The sequence below is a fragment of the Segatella copri genome (assembly GCF_002224675.1).
Lineage (GTDB): Bacteria > Bacteroidota > Bacteroidia > Bacteroidales > Bacteroidaceae > Prevotella > Prevotella copri_U.
This window is the reverse complement of record NZ_NMPZ01000016.1, coordinates 16,761-37,795: the sequence shown is the minus strand read 5'-3', so window position 1 is coordinate 37,795 and position 21,035 is coordinate 16,761. Positions and strand designations below refer to the sequence as shown.

The following is a 21,035-nucleotide window of genomic DNA, read 5'->3' as shown; positions in this document are numbered from 1 at the left end:
TTATCTAACTTCTGCTTTATTTGTATCAAAGTTGACATACAACTTCGTGCCAACGGCAGGCTTAACAGAGTAATCTGCACCCATGGTTTCAGCCCAGTTGTTTGGCATATTATATTTACGCCAGAACACATCGCCATTGTGAACCGTGAACTCTGTGCGATACCAGTCGATGCTACCGACCTTGACTGAAACACGAAGCTCTTCACTGGCTGTGAATGCAGGAGAAACCCATTCACCAGTTGGTTCAGCTGGAGGAGTCAGAGCATTTTCGTCAGCATGGCCCCAAGTGCTTTGACCAATACAACCACCAATCAGGTAAACCTGAGTTTTGTAAATAGTCATTGTCCATTCGATGTTCTTCTTATCTTCGGTAATCTTACCCTTGAAGTGGAGTGTGTACCAGCCTGCGTTGGCCACCTTGATGTTTTGGTTTTCACCTTCAGAGATACCTGCTTCGGCTTGATCGTCTATGGTGATACGGTTGATGCCGCGATAGTCATTGTTCTCGGTACCCCACTTGAATTCGCCACCAGCTGGCACGTAGATGATACCATAGTAATTGCCATCCAAGCCTTCTACCTTAGGAATAGCTTTCCAACTCTGCCATGGAGTCTGGATAGAACTTCCAATCAAGAAGAGGTTATCTGTGAACTTAGCGTCAGGAGCCTCGTAGGTAGCCTTGACAGAAGGCAGGGTAATGACATTTGAATAGGTCTCGCCCAAGGTTTGATTCAAAGTACCGCTAATGACTCCGCGAAGACGGACGTAAATAGGCATTTCCTCAGGAACGCTTGTGTCTGGATTGGCTGCCTGGAAGAGTGATACGATAGCATCGTTTGCTTCGGATGCATTAAATTCCAAGTTGCTTGCATTCTCTGCGTATGTCGCCAACTCTGTATGAGTGGTTGTAGGATCATTGGCGAATGCAGGGTCGATAGAAACCTGTGCATAGTACTTCACTGCGTAAGGTGCATCACCATAATTTGGCTGAGAGCATGTAAGCACAAGGTTTTTTGCACTCTTGAGATCATAGGTATTGTTTTCTGCAAGAGCAGGAGTGTTCAATACAAATCCCTCAGCAAGATGACTCAGATCCAATGTTGGGTTGCTGTCTCTGTCTTCATCACAGGATGTAAAGAGCAAAGGAAGTACCAACGCTGGCAGCAACATTAATTTGAATATCTTTTTCATAATTGATTTCTTTAAATTAAATCTTGTTTCCTAACAATTTAGTATTTTGGGTTCTGATGCAAGTTAGGGTTGTTCTTGATCTCATTGTCTGGCATTGGATAGATGTCGTAGTATGCTGGAGTACCAGCACCTTTTTCTACACCACCCTTGAAACTCCAGAGGTACTTAGAACCTGTGAACAAGCCAAAGCGAACCAAGTCTGAACGACGGCGACCTTCCATAAAGAACTCGCGGCACCATTCATCGATAAGGGTCTGCTCATCTACTGATGTAGCTCTTAACTGACGGTGGGCACGGTCCTGAACATACTGGATATCAGCCAAACCTTCCTGACTGTGACTGCCGTTGAGACGGTACTTAGCCTCTGCACGGGTCAGATAGATTTCTGCCAAACGGAACATAGGGAAGTCTGTATCTGAATAGTTCTGATCGTGCTGTGTGGAACCATCTGCATGGAGATTGCTCCACTTTACAAAAGATGCACCATTCAGAGGACCTGTGATGTTCTCACCTGGATTGATAGTACGAACTTTTCCTGTTTCGCAGCCACCTACACCCATATAGAACAGGGCGCGGTCGTCTCCAGCCTTTGCGATTACGTCTGCTGTACCGATGCCCTTCTCGCTATCCTTAGCTCTCACCTCTTCTTGTGTAGGATTGCTCAAAACATCATCAACTTTAGCCATTGGGATGTCCTTGTTAGGGAAGAACTTCTCAATAAGGTTTTCGCGGGCAAACATACATTTCCATGGGTCTTGTGTGCTTGCGTAAGGCATACCACCTATAGTAGCTGCTGATACGAGGTATGTGGTACCTGCATACGCACGAGCCTTCAAACCATCCTGACGGATAGGGAAGATGATTTCTTTCATAGCCTCAGGGTTGCAGTCATTGTCGCCCATGAACAGCTGCTGATAACCGCTCCAGCCATTCTTTTCTGCACGACAAAGATCGTATTTACCGCTGTTGATAATCTCGTCGCAATAATGAATAGCCTTCTGGTAGTCCTTTACCTGACCATCGGTATAAACTTCAGAGTTAAGAGCCAAGCGGGCATGGAGTGCGTATGCTGCGCCACGGTCGGCACGTCCGAAATTCTCACTGTTATTATAAGCACCCACCTCAGCCATCATAGGTTCGATGGTGGTCAACTCATTATCCAACCACTCATAGAGATCCTTGCCGCTTTTCTCGGTAGGGAGATTGTTGTCGAAAGTGTCCTTGAATGGAGCCTTGCGAAACAGGTCAAGGAAATAATAGTAGTTCAGAGCACGGAGAAAACGAACTTCTGCGATTCTGTCTTCGCTCAAGCTACCTGATTGCTCGAAAATAAACTGGTTGTACAGTGTGATGTCGAAAATGAGGCGCTGATATGCCCAGTTCACACGGTCATTACCACTATTCCAACTGAAGTTGGTGATAGGGGCAATAGCATTATCGTTCTGATATGCCCATGCTGTCTCGTCGGTCATTAACTCTTGCAGGTTGAAAATGGTACGAATGAATCCACTTTCACCCTCGTCGCCACTCAAGTCTGCTGAACCTGCTGGGCCTTTTTGACCAGTAAGACCAAGGGTTGCATACTGTTTAGCCAAGAGACCTTCTACAGTATATGTTGGGGAAGACTGTGGGTCAATGGACTTGATATTCAGTTCGTCTGCGCAAGAGACAAAGCCCATGCACAACATACTTGCCATTGCAGTCGTTATAAATATTTTTTTCATAATTGTCTCCTTTTTTATTTTTAGAAGTTAAGATTCAAACCAAGCTGGAAGCTTATTGGACGTGGGTAAGGATTGCTATCGATACCGTTGCTTACCTCTGGGTCGATACCCTTATACTTGGTAATGATGAATGGATTCTGAACTGTGAAGTAGATACGTCCGCTGCAAATCTTCTCGGCACCAGCCTTGATCAATGCAGGGAAGCTATATCCCAAAGTCATGTTGCTACACTTCAGGTAAGACGCATTGCGTACGAAGTAGTCGCTGGCATTGGTCGTGAGATCAGTTGTACCCTTAAAGCCAAGTTCGACGGCTTCTGCAGTTGTGTTTCTGAAGAGGTTAGTTTCATTGATTTTCATCAACTCAGCTTTGGAGTTCAGGAAATCGTAATACACATAGTTGCCGATAGAAGCATGGAAAGCTGCACTGAAGTCCCAGTTCTTATAGATGAACTTAGTGGTGAAACCCATGATTACATCAGGAGCAGGGTTCTTGTAGCAATAACGGTCGTCATTATCAATCTTTCCATTACCGTCACGGTCAACATACAATCCCTCGATAGGCTTGCCGTTCTCGTCGTAAACCTGCTGGAAAACATAGAAAGAATTGAGAGGTTCGCCGACCTTGTTTACCTGTACCAATGTGTTGTTACCACGAGACACCTTGCTGCCTGTCCAAGTCCAGTCTTGTAAACCAGCCTCCAACTTAGTGATTTCGTTGTGGTTCCATCCTACGTTGTAGGTTACATCCCACAAGAAGTCCTTGGTAACGATAGGTTTTACATTGAATGCCAATTCTACACCATAGTTTTCTACAGAACCGATGTTCTTCAAGAGTTGGTCGCCAAAGTTGGTACCACCGGCAATGGCAACGGTTGCCAAAAGGTCGGTAGTCTTACGATAGTAACCATCTACATTAAAGCCGAAACGGCCATTGAGAGCGGTGAAGTCGAGACCTCCATTGTAAGTTGTAGTCTTCTCCCATGTCAAGTCTGGATTGTACTTGGATGGGCGCATTGTTGTGTAATATTTGTCACCAAATGGATACTGTGCATAAGTATCGCTGACTGTATATACAGGAGCATAGTAGAAGTCATCAATACCATTCTGCTGACCTGTCTTACCCCAGCCCAAGCGGAGTTTCAATTCGTCAATCCATTTTACATTCTTGAGGAAAGGCTCGTTGTTGATTTTCCATGCAAAAGCTGCAGCTGGGAAGTAACCCCACTTCTTGCCATCTCTGAAACGAGAAGAACCATCGGCACGGAATGTAGCTGTAAGCAGATAACGATCTAACAGGTTATAGTTGAAACGTCCGAAGTAAGATACCAAAGAGTTGTGACTCTTCCACATGGTGTTCTTCTGATATGTAGGGTTATTTACATAGTTCCATTCACCATCAACCATCTTTGGATCCTTATCTCTCAAGTACTCATCAATACCGCTTCCGAAGTTATAGCTTACTCTGTGGAAGTGGCTCTGCTCAGCACCTGCCATGATGTCGATGTCGTGTACACCAAACTTGTGGGCATATTCGGCAAAAGCTTTTCCTTCGATGCTGTATTTGTATTGATGGTCTGTCTTGTAATAACCAAAATAGTTATTAGAAGAGGAATACTTGTTTATATCATTGTGCTGCTTGGCATCTGTGTACTGTGCACCTATAGCAGCATGTAAATGCAAGTCTTCGAAACCATGAATCTTATAGTCCACCTCAAGATTTGATGAAATGTCATTGGTGTTGGCCATTATCTTCTGGTTGTCGAGGAGAGCCACAGGGTTTTGAGGTACTTGAGCCTTGGCAATCTTTGTCCAGTTAGGATCAGTAATTGTGTTACCCGCATTGTCCAGATACTGGAAATATCCACCTACGCAATTGTACATAGGGTCGCTTACACGAACAGGCTGTGTAGGATCCATGGTCAGTGCATTACCGATGGCATCACCAAAACTTGCATAGCGATCCTTCTCGAACATATACTTCGCTGTGAAGTTGACGTTCAAGTGCTTATCGAGGAAGGAAGGAGCCAAATTGACAGAAGTATTGAAACGCTTCATCCAAGTAGTCTTGACGATACCATTGTTGTCATCGAAACCTAAACCAATTCGATATGGCATATCCTTCAAGCCGCCCTGAATACTGAGGTTATGCTTGGTAGAGATGGCTGTACGGAAAATCTCATCCTGCCAGTCCGTATCGGCAGTTCCCAAACCGCTAGTGTCAATACCCAGATTGGTAAGAGCCTGCTTGTATTCGCTGGCATTCATTACCTCATATTTCTTCTGGATGGTAGATACTGTAACATCGCCATTATAGGTAACAGTTGGTCTCTGTCCAGAACGTCCCTTCTTGGTTGTAATGATGATGACACCATTAGATGCACGAGAACCATAAATAGCGGTAGCGGAAGCGTCTTTCAATACGGTGAAACTCTCGATATCGTTAGGGTTTATCATCGCTAAGACGTTACTTGTACCAGTAAGGTTGTTGTTATCAATAGCCAAACCATCGATTACGTAGAGAGGGTCATTAGAAGCACTCAGAGAAGCACCACCACGGATACGAATCTGTGCGCCAGAACCAGGCTGACCGCCACCAGTCTGTACGTCAACACCGGCAATCTTACCTACCAACATATCAGAGGCACTGCTTGTGATACCCTTTGACATCTCATCTGGCTTGATAGCTGTAACAGAACCAGTCAAGTCGTTCTTCTTAGCACGACCATAACCGATGACAACGACCTCGTTCAAAGACTTCTGGTCGTCAACCAAGGTAATCATCATGTTAGATGTTGCTTTGATTGTTTTTGGTGTCATTCCAAGATAAGTGAAAGTAAGATTGGCACCTGGCGCTGCATCAACTGAGAAGTTACCATCCATGTCGGTAATGCCCACTGCCTTACCGTTAACTGTAATGGTAGCACCCATGATAGGCTCACCGGAAGCATCCTTCACATGTCCCTTAATTGCATTACTCTGCGCAAAGGAACTCACCGTCAGAAGCAGACCGCTTGCTAGGGTCAACGCTCTGAGAGGCAATTTAATTTTTACCTGCTTCATCATTTGCTCGATTTTTAAGTTTATGTTTATACTATTGTTATTCTTAAAATGAATATTCTGCTTTTAGTCTCTGGCCTGTTTATGTAAAGAGGTCGAGTTGTCTAATTGTTTATTCTTTCTGGGTGCAAAATTAAAGTCTTTTTCGATACGATGTACTATTTTTCAGTTAATTCCGTTATTTCTTGTGCGCAAACGTTTGCATTCCTTTTGCTTGATTTAGGTCAACAAAAAAGGTACAAAATAGCGGATATTTGCCTAATTTTGCAGTGTGATTTAAGACAACATGAACGAAAATAACAACATAACAATGAAAGATATAGCTCGCGAACTGGGAGTCAGTGTTGCTACAGTGAGCCGGGCATTGAAGGACAGTCCTAGAATCAGTGCTGCCCAGAAGGAGCGTATTCAGACTTTTGCACGTGAACATAATTTCTTTCCGAACATGCTTGGTGAGGCTTTGCGCCATAGCAAGGTACAGCCGATGAAGGTCATCGGAGTCATTGTGCCGGAGTTCGTACATTATTATTTTATGTCCGTCCTTTCGGGCATAGAGGAGGAGGCGAGAGCCCGCGGATATCGTGTGATGGTGGCACAGAGTAACGAAAGATACGACAAGGAAGTGGCCATCTGCGAGGACTTCTATAAGAATAAGGTATGCGGTATCATCGTATCACAGGCGAAGGATACCAAGCAGTACGCACATTTCGAGAAGTTGATGAACAATGGCGTGCCTCTCGTCTTCTACGATAGAATCTGTACGGGCGTGAACTGCTCCCGAGTGGTAGTAGATGACTATATGGGCGCCTTTACCGCCGTTACCCATCTGGTGGATACGGGCTGCAAGAAGATAGCCTTCTACGGTTCGCCGATGAATCTGGAAATCTCCAAGAACCGTTATAACGGTTATCATGATGCACTGGTGAAGCACGGATTGACGGAGAACCCCGACTGGGTGAGAATCTGTGATAACCGTGCCCAGGCAGAGGTGCTTACACCAGAGATATTGAGGGAGGAAAATCATCCGGATGCTTTCTTCGCCATCAATGATGATACGGCGATAGGCATTCTCTATACTGCCAAGCGAATGGGCTTCGATGTGCCGAATGACATCAGTATCTGCGGCTTTACCAATGGCGACAGAGCCAAGGCTTGCGATCCGATGCTCACTACGGTAGAACAGCGTGGAGTGGCAGTAGGCGAAGAGGCTGCCAATATTCTCATCGGACAGGTGGAAGGATCCACCCCTACGCATGACGTTGAGAAACGAGTGGTAAGAACTCGTCTGGTGGTTCGAGGAACAACAAGATAAAATTGAAATATTTAAATAACAACAATATGACACAAAAACCTGATTTAAGTTTCTGGAAGCTCTGGAACCTGAGCTTCGGATTCTTCGGAGTGCAGATTGCCTACGCTCTTCAGAGCGCCAACATCTCCCGAATCTTTGCAACGTTGGGTGCTGATCCACACAACTTGAGTTATTTCTGGATTCTCCCTCCATTGATGGGAATCCTTGTACAGCCTATTGTCGGCACATTGAGTGACAAGACCTGGTGCCGTTTTGGTCGCCGCATCCCTTATCTCTTTGTGGGAGCCACGATAGCCGTACTCGTGATGTGCCTGCTGCCGAATTCCGGTTCTCTCGGTCTGACGGTAAGCGGAGCGATGCTCTTCGGCTTGATTGCCCTGATGTTCCTCGATACGAGCATCAATATGGCGATGCAGCCTTTCAAGATGCTGGTAGGCGATATGGTAAACGAGAAGCAGAAGGCAAAGGCTTACTCTATCCAGAGTTTCCTCTGCAATGCCGGTTCTGTAGCCGGATATATCTTCCCATTCCTCTTTACCTTCCTGGGTATCAAGAATGTAGCCGAAGAAGGCGTGGTGCCTGATTCCGTCATCTGGTCATTCTATGTAGGTGCCGCTATCCTCATCCTCTGTGTCATCTATACCACGATGAAGGTGAAGGAGTGGAATCCTCAGCAGTATGCTGCCTATAATGGTGTAGCTGGCGAGGTAGAAAAGGAAGAAGAGGGCAAGGCAGACTGGATTACCCTCTTGAAAAACGCACCTTCTACTTTCTGGAAGGTAGGACTGGTTCAGTTCTTCTGTTGGGCTGCTTTCCTTTATCTCTGGAACTATTCTACAGGTGCCATCGCCGAGACTGTATGGAATACCACCGATCCTAAGTCGGCAGAGTTCCAGGCGGCAGGCAACTGGGTAGGCATCCTCTTTGCCGTTCAGGCAGTAGGTAGTGTGCTCTGGGCAGTGGTTCTTCCTCAGTTCAAGAATACCAAGATGGCTTATAGTGTGAGCTTGATTATAGGTGGTGTGGGCTTCGCTCTCATCCCATTCCTGCATGATCAGTATCTGCAGTTTATTCCATTCCTGATGATTGGTGCCGGCTGGGCTGCCATGTTGGCGATGCCTTTCACTTTCGTGACCAATGCTCTGCAGGGTTATGGGCACATGGGCGCTTACCTGGGCTTGTTCAACGGAACCATCTGTATTCCTCAGATTGTGGCTGCCATCTGCGGTGGTACTATTCTGGGTCTGGTTGGTTCTCATCAGAGCGATATGATGATTGTGGCTGGCGTGTTGCTTATCGCCGGAGCTTTGTCTGTCGGCATTATCAAAGGTCATGAATAAGTGTATAGATAAAACCTATGCAAACGTTTGCATTGGTTTTATCTGAAATTGTGCAAATAGAAACTATATACTTACGATTTTTTTTGCTAATTTCGCACTGAAAATAATAAAATTAAATATAAACTAACTTCTAACGAACTCTTATGACGATACATTTTCATATCGAATACGGAACAATGTTCGGCGAGCAACTCGTCTTGAACATACAGGAGGATGATGAAGAGGAATTGAAAATTCCGATGGCTACTCTCAATGGTAAGGAGTGGTCGGTTGACTGGTGTGTAAAACAACCCGCCAAAGCTTATACCTATTATTATAGTGTAGAGCGCGATGGCGTGGTGGTTAAGACCGAGTGGCTTCTCGTGAAGCATCGTCTGGAACTTACAGCCCTGAAGGCTAATAATCTGACCCAGTATGATCATTGGAAGGTGATTCCAGAGGATGCATATCTCTATAGCAGTGCCTTTACAGACTGTATCAATCATCAGGCTCCAGAAGAGATGAAGGAGCAGAATAATGCCAAGACCGTGCGCCTCGTGGTGCGTGCTCCCCAACTTCGCGACGGTGATCGCTTAGGTGTTGTGGGCGCTGATAACCTGTTGGGCGCATGGAATGCCAAGAAGATGCTGAAGATGACTCAGCACTCTTATAATGAATGGGTTGCAGAACTGGATGCTGCCCATCTGCAGACTCGCCACATGGAATTCAAGTTTGTGGCTTACAATGAAAAGAAGGATACGCTGATCTGGGAAACATCCATGAACCGCACCATCGACCTTCCTGAGATGAAAGCCGGTGATGCCATCACTTACGAACTGGATCAGGCATTCTTCGCCCTTTACAACCGCAAGCTTGCCGGAACACAGGTGCCGGTATTCTCTCTGCGCAGTGAGAAAAGTGCCGGTGTGGGCGATTTCGGCGATCTCAAGACGATGATTGATCTCGTGGCAACTACCGGTCAGAAGGTTCTTCAGCTTCTGCCTATCAATGATACCACCATTACCCATACCTGGACGGACAGCTATCCATATAGCTGCATCAGCGTCTTTGCTATCCATCCGATGTATGCCGATCTGAATGCCTTACCTGCATTGAAGGACAAGAAGGCTTGCGAGAAGGCAGAGAAGACCCGCCAGGAGCTCAATGCCTTGCATCAGATTGATTATGAGAAGGTGAATGATTTCAAGCAGGATTATCTGCAACAGATATTTGCACAGGAAGGTAAAGAGATGATGTCGGGAGCCGATTTCAAGGCTTTCTTTCAGGAAACACAACAGTGGCTCGTGCCTTACGCACAGTATTCGTACCTGCGCGACAAGAATGGCACCGCCGACTTCTCTCAGTGGCCAGACCATAATGTCTGGGATGAGGCTGAGCGCAAGGATTTGACCAACCCAAAAACCGAGGCATACCAGAACGTGGAGTTCTTCTACTTCGTGCAGTTCATTCTGAACAAGCAGATGCAGGAGGCACACGAGCATGCCAAGGCTAAGGGTGTCATCCTGAAGGGTGATATTCCTATCGGTGTGCATCGCCATAGTTGTGATGTGTGGATGGAGCCTAAGTACTTCAACCTGAATGGTCAGGCGGGTGCTCCACCGGATGATTTCTCTGTCAATGGACAGAACTGGGGATTCCCTACCTACAACTGGGATGAGATGCTGAAGGACGGCTGCCTCTGGTGGACCCGCCGCTTCCAGAATATGTCGAAGTTCTTTGATGCTTACCGCATCGACCACGTGCTCGGCTTCTTCCGAATTTGGGAAATCCCTGTGCATAGCGTGCATGGCTTGCTCGGACAGTTTGCGCCAGCTCTCGCCATGACCCGTGGTGAGATCCAGAGTTACGGCTTGAACTTCCAGGAGGACCGCTTCACACGTCCGTTCATTACAGACTGGGTATTGGACCGTATGTTCCATGAGCGTGCCGACGAAGTGAAGGAGAAATATCTCGACCGTCTGGATGATGAGCGCTATCAGATGAAGCCTGAGGTAGATACCCAGCGCAAGGTAGAGGCTCTCTTCCAGGATGTAACTGATGAGAAGGAAATCTGGTTGCGTGATGGCTTGTATGCCCTGATCAGCGATGTGCTCTTTGTGCGTGACCGTAAGGATCCTGAGCTCTTCCACCCACGTATCTCTGCACAGCTCGACTTCATCTACGAGTCGCTCTATGATAACGACAAGGCTGCGTTCAATCGCCTTTACAACGACTACTTCTACCGTCGCAACAACCAGTTCTGGTATGGCGAGGCGATGAAGAAGTTGCCTAAGCTGGTTCAGGCTACCCGTATGCTGGTCTGTGCTGAAGACCTGGGTATGGTACCTGATTGCGTGCCATGGGTGATGAACGAGTTGAAGATTCTGAGCCTGGAGCTTCAGAGCATGCCAAAGGACCCAACGGTTAAGTTCGGTCATCTGAGCCGTAATCCATACCGCTCAGTCTGCACCATCTCCAGCCATGATATGCCAACCTTGCGTATGTGGTGGGACGAGAACATCTCCCGCACCCAGGAGTATTACAACACGATGCTCTATCGTGAGGGACCAGCTCCTCATCCGCTCCCAGGTTGGTTGGCAAGAGACATCATCGCCCGTCACCTGACCTCTCCATCCATGCTCTGCGTATTGAGCGTACAGGATTGGCTCGCCATTGATGAGAAGCTCCGTCTGCCGGATGCTGAAGCCGAGCGCATCAACATTCCTGCCAATCCAAAGCACTACTGGCGCTATCGCATGCACCTCAGTCTGGAGGAGTTGGCTGCCAACAGGGAGTTTATGGCTAACATTACAGAGCTTGTGGCACAGGGCGGACGCAATTAAGCGGGTGACTCTTCAAACAAGGAATAAAGGTGTGCAACCGTTTGCACATTGTTATACATCAAAATACCCTTCTATTTTTAGGAGGGTATTTTTGTTTTTCGTATCTTTGCAAGCAATAATGCAAGTGCGTGCAACGGAAGCTGTTTTCCTGATTGCCGGTGCTGCTATATCCTATAGTCTAACGAATAAACTAAAGAATAAACAATAGGTAAACAGAATGAAGAAACTGAATTTATTAGTGATGGGTCTCTTGCTCCCGATGTTGGCAGCAGCCCAGACCGTCAAGTCGCCTAACGGCAACGTCTCGGTAACTTTCTCTTTATCCGAAAAGGGACAGCCTACCTACGAGATGAGCTATAAGGGAAAGACTGTATGTAAGCCATCTCATCTCGGATTGGAGCTGGCTAAGGATAAGCATGCCTCTAAGGGCATGGAAGAAACCAGTCTGATGGATGGTTTCACAGAGACCGGTAGCAAGACATCGACCTTCGATGAGACCTGGAAGCCTGTATGGGGTGAGACTGCTACCATCCGCAACCATTACAACGAGATGGAGGTAAACCTGAATCAGGCATCTTCCAAGCGTAACATCACTATCCGTTTTCGCGTATATGATTATGGTATGGGTTTGCGCTATGAGTTCCCTCAGCAGGAAAGCCTTAACTATTTCGTGATTCAGGAGGAACATACACAGTTTGCCATGGCAGGCAATCATACTGCCTATTGGATTCCTGGTGATTACGATACCCAGGAGTATGACTACAACATTACTCCATTGACCGGCATCCGTCCAATCATCGCCAAGAACCGCGAATCTTACAAGAGCAATTCATCTACTACCGTCTTCTCGGATACCGGCGTTCAGACCTCTCTCCAGATGAAGACCAAGGATGGTCTCTATATCAATATCCACGAGGCTGCCTGTCTGGATTATCCAACCATGCACCTCAACCTCGACGAAAAGACATTGACTTTCGAGTCTTGGTTGACTCCTGATGCCGTAGGCAGAAAGGGATTCATCCAGACTCCATTCAATACACCTTGGCGTACCGTGATGGTAAGCGATGATGCCCGTGATATGCTTTCATGCAAGTTGACATTGAATCTCAATGAGCCTTGCAAGATCGAGGATACTTCATGGATTCATCCTACCAAGTACTGCGGTGTATGGTGGAATATGATAGTTGGCACCAAGACCTGGAGCTATACCAACGACCTGCCATCTGTTCGCCTCGGTGTAACAGATTACAGCAAGTGCAAGCCTAATGGCACTCATGGTGCAACCAACGAGGAAGTAAAACGCTATATCGACTTTGCAGCCAAGAACGGTTTGCAGGAGGTGCTGGTAGAGGGCTGGAACGAAGGATGGGAAGACTGGTTCGGCCATCAGAAGCTCGATGTCTTCGATTTCGTAACTCCATATCCTGACTTCGATATCAAGATGCTCAACGACTATGCTCATTCCAAGGGCGTGAAGCTGATGATGCACCACGAGACCTCTTCTGCTGCTCTCAACTACGAGCGCCATCTGGAGGATGCTTTCAATCTGATGAACAAATATGGCTATGATGCCGTGAAGACCGGTTATGTGGGCGATATCATCCCAAGAGGTGAGTATCACTATAGCCAGTTGATGAACAATCACTATCAGCGTGTGGTTGAAACAGCTGCCAAGCATCATATCATGGTAAATGCCCACGAGGCAACCCGTCCTACTGGTATCTGCCGCACCTGGCCTAACCTGGTGGGTAACGAGAGTGCCCGTGGTACAGAGTACGAGGCATTTGGCGGCAGCAAGCCTTATCACACCGTGATGTTGCCATTCACCCGTCTGCAGGGTGGTCCGATGGATTACACTCCTGGTATCTTCGAGACCAAGCTTTCTGAGTGGAGCAACAACAAGAGCTATGTTCATACCACACTCTGTGGTCAGCTTTCTCTCTATCTCGTGATGTACAGTCCGCTGCAGATGGCAGCTGATCTTCCAGAGCATTATGAGAAGTACGACGATGCCTTCCAGTTCATCCGCGACGTAGCTTGCGACTGGGACGACTCCAAGTACCTGGAGGCAGAGCCAGCTAAGTATATCACCGTAGCCCGCAAGGCTAAGGGTACCGATAACTGGTTTGTTGGTGGCAAGACTGATGCAGCCCGCACATCCGTAGTAAAGCTCGACTTCCTCGATAAGGGAAAGAAGTATGCTTGCGCCATCTATCAGGACGGCAAGAATGCAGATTACGAGAAAAATCCTAAATCTTACCAGATCATCCACAAGACTGTGAAGAAGGGTGATGTCTTGAAGATTAATGAAGCACGTGGTGGTGGTTTCGCCATCTCACTGCTCGCTAAATAATTTTTGGGAATTTGAGAGATGTCAGGGATAAGACCATAACCTCGTGTTATGAGGATGATTTCCTGATTTCTCTTGAATTCCTTTTCCCATTTTAAAACTACAGTTTTATAACTATAGTTTAATGACTAACAAGAACTTAAATAATATGAACATTCAGAAACTAATAATTGCAGCATTGACAGCATCGATATTACCAACTTCATTGAGTGCTCAGCAGACATTCAATGAGATGATGTATTCCAAGGAGAAAACCATGTTCGTTCTCAATGCTCCAACAGCCGGCAAGTCTTCTGTTACCATCCGTCTTTATAAGGATGGACAAAAAGGTAAGGCTTACAAGACGCTGAAGATGAAGAAGATGGGCGATGAACGATGGGGGGCTACCGTGAAGGGCGATCTGAAGGGGAAGTTCTATACCTTCGATATCGGTAAGGGCGAAACGCCGGGAACCTTTGCCAAGGCGGTAGGTGTGAATGGAAACCGTGGCGCTATCGTTGATCTCTATGATACTGACCCTGTGGGATGGGACAAGGATGTGCGTCCTGCCATCCAGTCGCCAGCCGACCTCGTCATCTACGAGCTTCACGTGCGTGATTTCTCCATTTCTCCTACATCGGGTTTGAAGTATCAGGGCAAGTATCTCGCCCTTACCGAACCTAAGGCTATCGAATATCTCAAGAACCTCGGCATCAATGCCATCCATTTCCAGCCGGTGTTCGATTACGCATCCGTAGATGAAACCCAGCTCAACAAGCCTCAGTTCAATTGGGGCTATGATCCGAAGAACTATAATGTGCCGGAAGGCAGCTATAGCACCGATCCATATTCTCCAGGAACCCGTATCAAGGAGTTCAAGGAGATGGTGATGGCACTTCACAAGGCTGGTATCCGAGTGATTTTCGATGCCGTGTATAATCACACCTTCGATATCAACGGCAGCAACTTCCAGCGTACTTATCCTGATTATTATTATCGCAAGAATAAAGATGGAAAGTATAGCGATGGTTCAGGCTGCGGCAACGAGACAGCTTCTGAAAAGCCTTTGATGCGCCAGTTTATGCTGGAGAGCGTGAAGTACTGGATTGATGAATTCCATATCGACGGCTTCCGCTTCGACCTGATGGGTGTTCACGATATCGAGACCATGCAGGCTATCCGTGAGATGGTTAACCGCATCGATCCTAGTATCTATATCTATGGTGAGGGCTGGAGTGCAGGCAGCTGCGCTTATCCTGCCGAGAAACTTGCCATGAAGGCGAATACCCATCAGTTGAAGGGTATCGGTGCATTCAGCGATGATATGCGTGATGCTCTTCGTGGTCCTTTCTCTGATGACCATAAGGGTGCGCTCCTGGCTGGTCTTCCTGGCGAGGAGGAGAGTCTGAAGTTCGGTATCGTGGGTGGCATTGCTCATCCGCAGGTAGATATGACCAAGGTGAACTATGACAAGAAGCCTTGGACCAACAACCCAACCGAGCAGATCAGCTATGTAAGCTGCCACGATGATATGTGCTTGGTAGATAGATTGAAAGCGAGCATCCCATCCCTGACAGACAAGAAAATCTCTGAAGAGATGCGTACTGCCGAATTGCTCCGCATCGACCAGCTTGCCCAGACCTGCGTGTTCACTTCGCAGGGTGTGCCTTTCATCCTTGCCGGTGAGGAGATGCTTCGCGACAAGAAGGGAGTGCATAACAGTTTCAATTCTCCAGACAGCATCAACCAGTTTACCTGGACCAATCTGCAGAAGTATCCACAGGCATTCACCTTCTATAAGAATCTGATTCAGCTTCGCAAGAACCATCCAGCCTTCCGTCTTTCTACAGGCGATAAGGTGCGTCAGCATCTGGAGTTCCTGCCTAGTCAGGATGCCAATGGCAACAAGCAGACTTGCCTCGTTGGTTTCCAGCTCAAGAGCCTGGAGGGCATTGATGCCTGGAAGCATATTGTAGTCATCTATAATTTCAACAAGCAGGCAAAGAAGATGCAGATTCCTGAGGGCAATTACACCGTGGCTTGCTGCAATGGTGTCATCAACGAGGAAGGTTTGGGCTTCATTTCTGGCAAGGAAGTAGAGGTTGCCCCTCAGTCTGCCTTGATTCTTTATCAGAAATAGTCTATATATAATAATGTGTAAGAATAGTCTATATATATAATAAGGTGTAAATATGAAAAAGATAATAGCTTCATTAGTGCTTATGGGTAGCGCAATAAGTATGAATGCGGCAGTCAATGTAAGCCGCATTGAACCTACCGACTGGTATGTGGGCATGAAGGATGCCTCGCTCCAGCTGATGGTGTATGGCAAGGATATCAAGAATGCCGATGTTACGGTAGATTATCCGGGGGTGAAGGTGGATAGCATCGCCCGCCTCGATTCTCCTAACTACCTGCTGGTGTATCTCAATCTCGATGGTGCCAAGGCAGGAGAGATGACACTCAACTTCAAGCAGGGCAAGCAGTCGAAGAAGGTGAAGTATGTGTTGAAAAACCGCGAGATGGCGGGGGACAAGCGCATCGGTTTCTCTAACGAGGATGTGCTCTACATGCTGATGCCCGACCGCTTTGCCAATGGCAATCTGAAGAACGATGCATTCAAGAACATGCGTGACAAGACCTGCGACCGCACGGCACCAAGTCTTCGTCATGGTGGCGACCTGGAGGGAATCCGCCAGCATCTGGATTATTTCAACCAGTTGGGCGTAACCGCCCTGTGGTTTACTCCGGTCTTGGAGAATGACAGTCCTAATGATGGCAAGAACAGTACCTATCATGGTTACGCTACCACCAATTACTATCGTGTAGATCCACGCTTCGGTACCAACGAGGAGTACAAGCAGCTTACTGCTGAGGCTCATAAGAAGGGATTGAAGGTGGTGATGGATATGATTTTCAACCATTGCGGTTTCGATCATCCTTGGGTAGCCGATATGCCATCAAAGGATTGGTTCAATGCTCCAGAATGGCTTGCTCCGGAAAACCAGACACCGGAACATCAGAAGAAGATAGGTACCGTGGATGGTGCTGCCAAGGTAAACGACAAGTATCTGCAGACCAGTTATAAGTTGACTCCTGTGCTCGACCCATACGCCAGCAAGGTAGATCTTACAGAAACCGTAGATGGCTGGTTTGTGCCAAGTATGCCAGATTTGAACCAGCGCAATCCGCACGTCATCAAATATCTGATTCAGAACAGTGAGTGGTGGATAGAGACTGTGGGCATCGACGGCATCCGCATGGATACCTATCCATACGCCGACCGTGATGCGATGGCACACTGGATGAAGGTGCTGGGCGAAGAGTATCCTCACTTCAATACCGTGGGCGAGACTTGGGTAACCGAACCTGCCTATACTGCTGCCTGGCAAAAGGATAGCAAGCTCTCAGAAAAGAACAGTTATCTGCCTACCGTGATGGATTTCGCCTTCTTCGACCGCATCAACAGTGCGAAGAACGAGGAGACTGATGACTGGTGGAACGGCATGAACCGCATCTACAACGTGTTCTGCTACGACTATCTCTATCCGAACCCAAAGAGCGTGATGGCATTCGTAGAGAACCACGATACCGACCGCTTCCTGGGTGAAGGCAAGGATACCCTGGCATTGAAGCAGGCGCTGGCACTTCTCCTCACCGTCAACCGCACCCCACAGCTCTATTACGGAACCGAGGTGCTGATGAATGGTACCAAGAGCGTAACCGATGGCAATGTCCGCAAGGACTTCCCTGGAGGTTGGGCTGGTGACAAGCACAATGCCTTTACTGCCGAAGGAAGAACTCAGGCTGAAAACCAGATGTTCGACTGGCTCAGCCGATTATTGCATTGGCGCCAGGGCAACGAGGTCATCACCAAAGGTAAGCAGACCCAGTTCTGTCCGCAGAAGGGTGTGTATGTCATTGCCCGCCAGTATAAGGGAAAGAGCGTGATGACCATCATCAATGGCAAGAAGGAAGCCAACGAACTGAATGTTTCCCGCTATGCAGAGATTATCGGCAATGCCGAGAAGGCTACGGATGTAACGAATGGCCGTACCGTTCTGATCAACAAGAACGTGAAGCTTCGTCCTCGCCAGACTATGATACTCGAATTCTAGAAAAAACTCAAGAAAGTGCCTAACGGTGTATTTTTACACTGATAGGCACTTTTTTCTTGTATTTATTCTTTTGTTTCGATTATTCTTCGTACTTTTGCAGCAGAACCTATATAGAACAAATGATTAGATACATTTTTTCCATCATAGCAGCATTATTCATAACCTTGAGCAGTTTTGCGCAAGGCAGCCTTCCTAGTCGCTTTAATGTAAGCTATCTCAATATGGCGGCAGGAATGCCTAATAATTTTGCGGATGATATTTTCCAGGATTCATACGGTTTCGTCTGGATCAGTACGCATGGTGGTGGACTGGTACGTTATGATGGATTCAATTATATGAACTTCAATCTGGGCTCATCCGGTATCAGTCTGCGAAGCAATAGCTGTCGCAATGTCTATGAAGATCATTTCAAGCGCCTTTGGATAGCTTTCGAGGAAGGTCCGCAGGTGCTCGACCTCAAAACGATGCAGCCCGTCATTCCACCTTGTGAGAATGAAAAAGTAGAAGCTCAGCTCAACAAGGCACTCAAGAATCTTTGCACCCGAATGTATTGTGATGCCAAGGGAAATGTATGGATGGTATCCATCAATCTCCTAACCCGATTCTCCTTCAATGAGAAGGGCGAGGTGAATAGTGTCTTGTCTGTCAGATACCCTTACAATGCTCCTGATCTCGGTCTTTGCGATGTGTATCGCAATGGCACGGTGGTGATGTGTAATAATGGAGTAGTGAGTGAATTCTCTGTTCAAAACAACAGATTGGTGGCAAAGAACATCAGTTCTATGTTCTTACCGCTTGATTACCGATATGCGGGAGCCGTCATTTCTTATCATGGAAAAATCTGGTTGGGAACCAACCGTGGCTTGTATAATAGTGCCAAGCAGGAGTTTCATGCTTCAGGCACAGTTCATTCACTCCAGCATGAGGTGGTAACGAGTCTTGCCATCACAGAGGATGATAAGCTTCTGGTGGGTACTCTCTGTGGTGTGGATATTATAGATGATAAGACTGGTACGATCGAGCATTGGAATTGTAGCAGTGTGAATCCGTTGAGTAGTAACTTTGTAAACAGCTTGTTGTCTAAGGATGGACAGATCTGGGTAGGTACCGAAACGGGTGGTATCACCAAGTTGGCACCACGCCAGTTGCAGCTGGAATTTTTCAAGCACGATGCAGCGAATCCTGCCAGTCTTTCTCCGAATGCGGTGAATTCGATGTATGCAGCCCCGGATGGCACCCTGTGGGTAGGAACCGTAGAGGGCGGACTCAATGCTCTGGCTCCTGGTAGCAGGAACTTTACCCATTATACGACGGCAAATTCCGGTTTGCCCCACAACAGTGTTTCCACGCTTGCTGCCGATAACCGGGGGAATCTGTGGATAGGCACCTGGGGTATGGGCATGGCTGTGATGAATCTCCAGCAGCCGGGCAGGATCATTCCTCTTGTGGTAGATGCCAAGCATCAGCATTTTCTGAATTTTGCAGGAGCACTGGTGTATGATCCTATCAATGATGGTATGTGGCTGGGAACCAATGATGGTCTCTTCTTCTACGATTTGAAGCGTCAGCAGTTGATAGAGCCTTTCAAGGGCTGTCTGGATGTGCGTGGCTGCATCGGAAACCTGATTACACCAGATGGAAAGCTCCTGATGGGATGTGTGCAGGGTATGGTGGAGATCAATCTGAAGTCCCGTTCTCGTGGAAAGGGCGAGTTTGCCGTCGAATATCATCCGTATAAGTTGGATGCCCCAGAGAGTGGCGTGATAGACAAGATTCTCTCTTTCTGTCTGGCGAAGGATGGCAAGATCTGGCTGGGCAGCAATGGCTACGGCTTGTATTGCTATAATTATAATAAGGAGGGAAAGACATACGTGAAGTCCTTCACCACGAATAATGGATTAGCCAACAATACCGTGAAGGGTATTGTAGAGGATAACCAGGGTATGTTATGGATAGCCACGGATAATGGACTCTCCATCTTCAATCCGAAGACTGAGACTTTCAGCAGTTATTCCCGTGAGGACGGACTGCTCAGTTCGCAGTTCTATTTCAATGGTGCCATCCGTGATGCCAAGGGTAAGATTTACCTGGGTACCGATGAGGGATTGATGGCGGTTACGGGTGTGAACCATGCGGTTCATAACTTAGCCAGACTGCGTTTTACCGAACTTCTGGTAGATAACCAGCCGGTGTTTGCCGGCAGTGATTATCTGGACGATGATATATCCATTGCCAAAAGGTTGTGCATCCATGAGAGCGACAAGTCGTTTACGATCTTCTTTTCAGCCTTGAACTATGGCAGCGAGAGTCAGGGGGGATATCTCTATCGCATGAAGGGATATGAGAACGATTGGGTTCAGCTGAAACCGGGGCAGCACAGTGTGCGCTATTCTACCTTGCCGGCGGGCAGCTATCAGTTTGAAGTGAAGTATATTCCTTCCTTCGATTCCGATAAGGAGCAGGTTATATCCGTAGATATTAAGGTGACTCCTTATTTCTGGAAGAGCTGGTGGTTTGTCTCCTTGATGGTGATAGCCTTCATCGCCTTCCTGCTCTACATCTATACCAGCAGACTGGAGAAGATGCGCGAACGCGAGGTGGAGGAACTCTATCGTCCGATAGAGGCAGCTCTGAAGGATAGTGATGAACCGGGCAAGTTGCAGAGTCGCATCCAGATGATTCTGGAGAACCAGAAACGCTATCAGGATAGTCAGAAGAAGTCGATAGAAGCTGACAGGAAACAGGTAGCCGAAAAGGAGCGACCGTTTATGGATATCGTGATGGAGGTGATGGAGAAGAACTACGATAACTCGGAGTTCGGTGTACAGGAGTTGGCTGATGAAATGCGTATGAACCGCAGTGTGCTCAGTAAGATGCTGAATGCTGAGGCTGGTCAGCCTACCGCCCAGTTTATCCGCAACTATCGTCTCGACATCGCGAAGAAGATGATTACAGAAAAAGTGGCAAACCGGAACATCACGGAAATAGCCTATCGTGTGGGCTTCAATGATCCGAAGTATTTTACCCGTTGCTTTACCAAGCAGTATGGTGTGTCGCCTTCTTCCTATAAGGATTCGCTCGACGAGTAGGTGTGTTTGGAAGTATATAATTGTTAAGAAACCGAAATACAACAAGGAGTT

The 21,035-nt window shown here is 47.3% G+C and carries 10 protein-coding genes; 7 read left to right on the top strand and 3 right to left on the bottom strand.

The window, feature by feature from the left end; translation table 11 throughout:
- The 3 genes from CFT61_RS10470 to CFT61_RS10460 are packed head-to-tail and all read right to left on the bottom strand — an operon-like array spanning window position 1 to window position 5,977.
- Window positions 1-1,191, bottom strand: a complete 1,191-nt coding sequence (locus tag CFT61_RS10470; protein WP_089544377.1) for a SusF/SusE family outer membrane protein — start codon at window positions 1,189-1,191, stop codon at window positions 1-3.
- A 38-nt stretch (window positions 1,192-1,229) separates the two neighbouring features.
- Window positions 1,230-2,915: a starch-binding outer membrane lipoprotein SusD gene (gene susD, locus CFT61_RS10465; RefSeq protein ID WP_089544376.1), complete on the bottom strand. Its 1,686-nt coding sequence runs from the start codon at window positions 2,913-2,915 to the stop codon at window positions 1,230-1,232.
- A 20-nt stretch (window positions 2,916-2,935) separates the two neighbouring features.
- Window positions 2,936-5,977, bottom strand: a complete 3,042-nt coding sequence (locus CFT61_RS10460) for a SusC/RagA family TonB-linked outer membrane protein (protein WP_089544426.1) — start codon at window positions 5,975-5,977, stop codon at window positions 2,936-2,938.
- A 283-nt stretch (window positions 5,978-6,260) separates the two neighbouring features.
- Between CFT61_RS10460 and CFT61_RS10455 the strand changes: the two genes are divergently transcribed.
- The 7 genes from CFT61_RS10455 to CFT61_RS10425 all read left to right on the top strand — a co-directional run bounded on the left by CFT61_RS10455 (window position 6,261) and on the right by CFT61_RS10425 (window position 20,984).
- Window positions 6,261-7,286 carry a LacI family DNA-binding transcriptional regulator gene (locus CFT61_RS10455; protein ID WP_089544375.1) on the top strand — a complete coding sequence of 342 codons (1,026 nt, stop codon included), beginning with the start codon at window positions 6,261-6,263 and terminating at the stop codon, window positions 7,284-7,286.
- 26 nt (window positions 7,287-7,312) lie between these two features.
- Complete coding sequence (locus CFT61_RS10450; RefSeq protein WP_089544374.1) at window positions 7,313-8,626, top strand: MFS transporter; 1,314 nt, start codon at window positions 7,313-7,315, stop codon at window positions 8,624-8,626.
- Window positions 8,627-8,769: 143 nt separating this feature from the next.
- The gene (locus tag CFT61_RS10445) at window positions 8,770-11,448 is read left to right on the top strand and encodes a 4-alpha-glucanotransferase (protein ID WP_089544373.1); all 2,679 of its coding nucleotides are present in this window, start codon (window positions 8,770-8,772) and stop codon (window positions 11,446-11,448) included.
- Between the two features lie 217 nt (window positions 11,449-11,665).
- Window positions 11,666-13,801 carry a glycoside hydrolase family 97 protein gene (locus tag CFT61_RS10440; RefSeq protein WP_089544372.1) on the top strand — a complete coding sequence of 712 codons (2,136 nt, stop codon included), beginning with the start codon at window positions 11,666-11,668 and terminating at the stop codon, window positions 13,799-13,801.
- A gap of 145 nt (window positions 13,802-13,946) precedes the next feature.
- Window positions 13,947-15,917 carry a type I pullulanase gene (pulA, locus tag CFT61_RS10435; protein ID WP_089544425.1) on the top strand — a complete coding sequence of 657 codons (1,971 nt, stop codon included), beginning with the start codon at window positions 13,947-13,949 and terminating at the stop codon, window positions 15,915-15,917.
- Between the two features lie 52 nt (window positions 15,918-15,969).
- The gene (locus CFT61_RS10430; protein ID WP_089544371.1) at window positions 15,970-17,895 is read left to right on the top strand and encodes a glycoside hydrolase family 13 protein; all 1,926 of its coding nucleotides are present in this window, start codon (window positions 15,970-15,972) and stop codon (window positions 17,893-17,895) included.
- A 119-nt stretch (window positions 17,896-18,014) separates the two neighbouring features.
- Complete coding sequence (locus CFT61_RS10425; RefSeq protein WP_089544370.1) at window positions 18,015-20,984, top strand: two-component regulator propeller domain-containing protein; 2,970 nt, start codon at window positions 18,015-18,017, stop codon at window positions 20,982-20,984.
- The last annotated feature ends 51 nt before the right edge of the window (window positions 20,985-21,035 follow it).

Bases quoted from the DNA above. Each gene is read 5' to 3' on its own strand.
- CFT61_RS10470 (WP_089544377.1), bottom strand. From the start codon at position 1,191: ATGAAAAAGATATTCAAATTAATGTTGCTGCCAGCGTTGGTACTTCCT.
- susD (WP_089544376.1), bottom strand. From the start codon at position 2,915: ATGAAAAAAATATTTATAACGACTGCAATGGCAAGTATGTTGTGCATG.
- CFT61_RS10460 (WP_089544426.1), bottom strand. From the start codon at position 5,977: ATGAAGCAGGTAAAAATTAAATTGCCTCTCAGAGCGTTGACCCTAGCA.
- CFT61_RS10455 (WP_089544375.1), top strand. From the start codon at position 6,261: ATGAACGAAAATAACAACATAACAATGAAAGATATAGCTCGCGAACTG.
- CFT61_RS10450 (WP_089544374.1), top strand. From the start codon at position 7,313: ATGACACAAAAACCTGATTTAAGTTTCTGGAAGCTCTGGAACCTGAGC.
- CFT61_RS10445 (WP_089544373.1), top strand. From the start codon at position 8,770: ATGACGATACATTTTCATATCGAATACGGAACAATGTTCGGCGAGCAA.
- CFT61_RS10440 (WP_089544372.1), top strand. From the start codon at position 11,666: ATGAAGAAACTGAATTTATTAGTGATGGGTCTCTTGCTCCCGATGTTG.
- pulA (WP_089544425.1), top strand. From the start codon at position 13,947: ATGAACATTCAGAAACTAATAATTGCAGCATTGACAGCATCGATATTA.
- CFT61_RS10430 (WP_089544371.1), top strand. From the start codon at position 15,970: ATGAAAAAGATAATAGCTTCATTAGTGCTTATGGGTAGCGCAATAAGT.
- CFT61_RS10425 (WP_089544370.1), top strand. From the start codon at position 18,015: ATGATTAGATACATTTTTTCCATCATAGCAGCATTATTCATAACCTTG.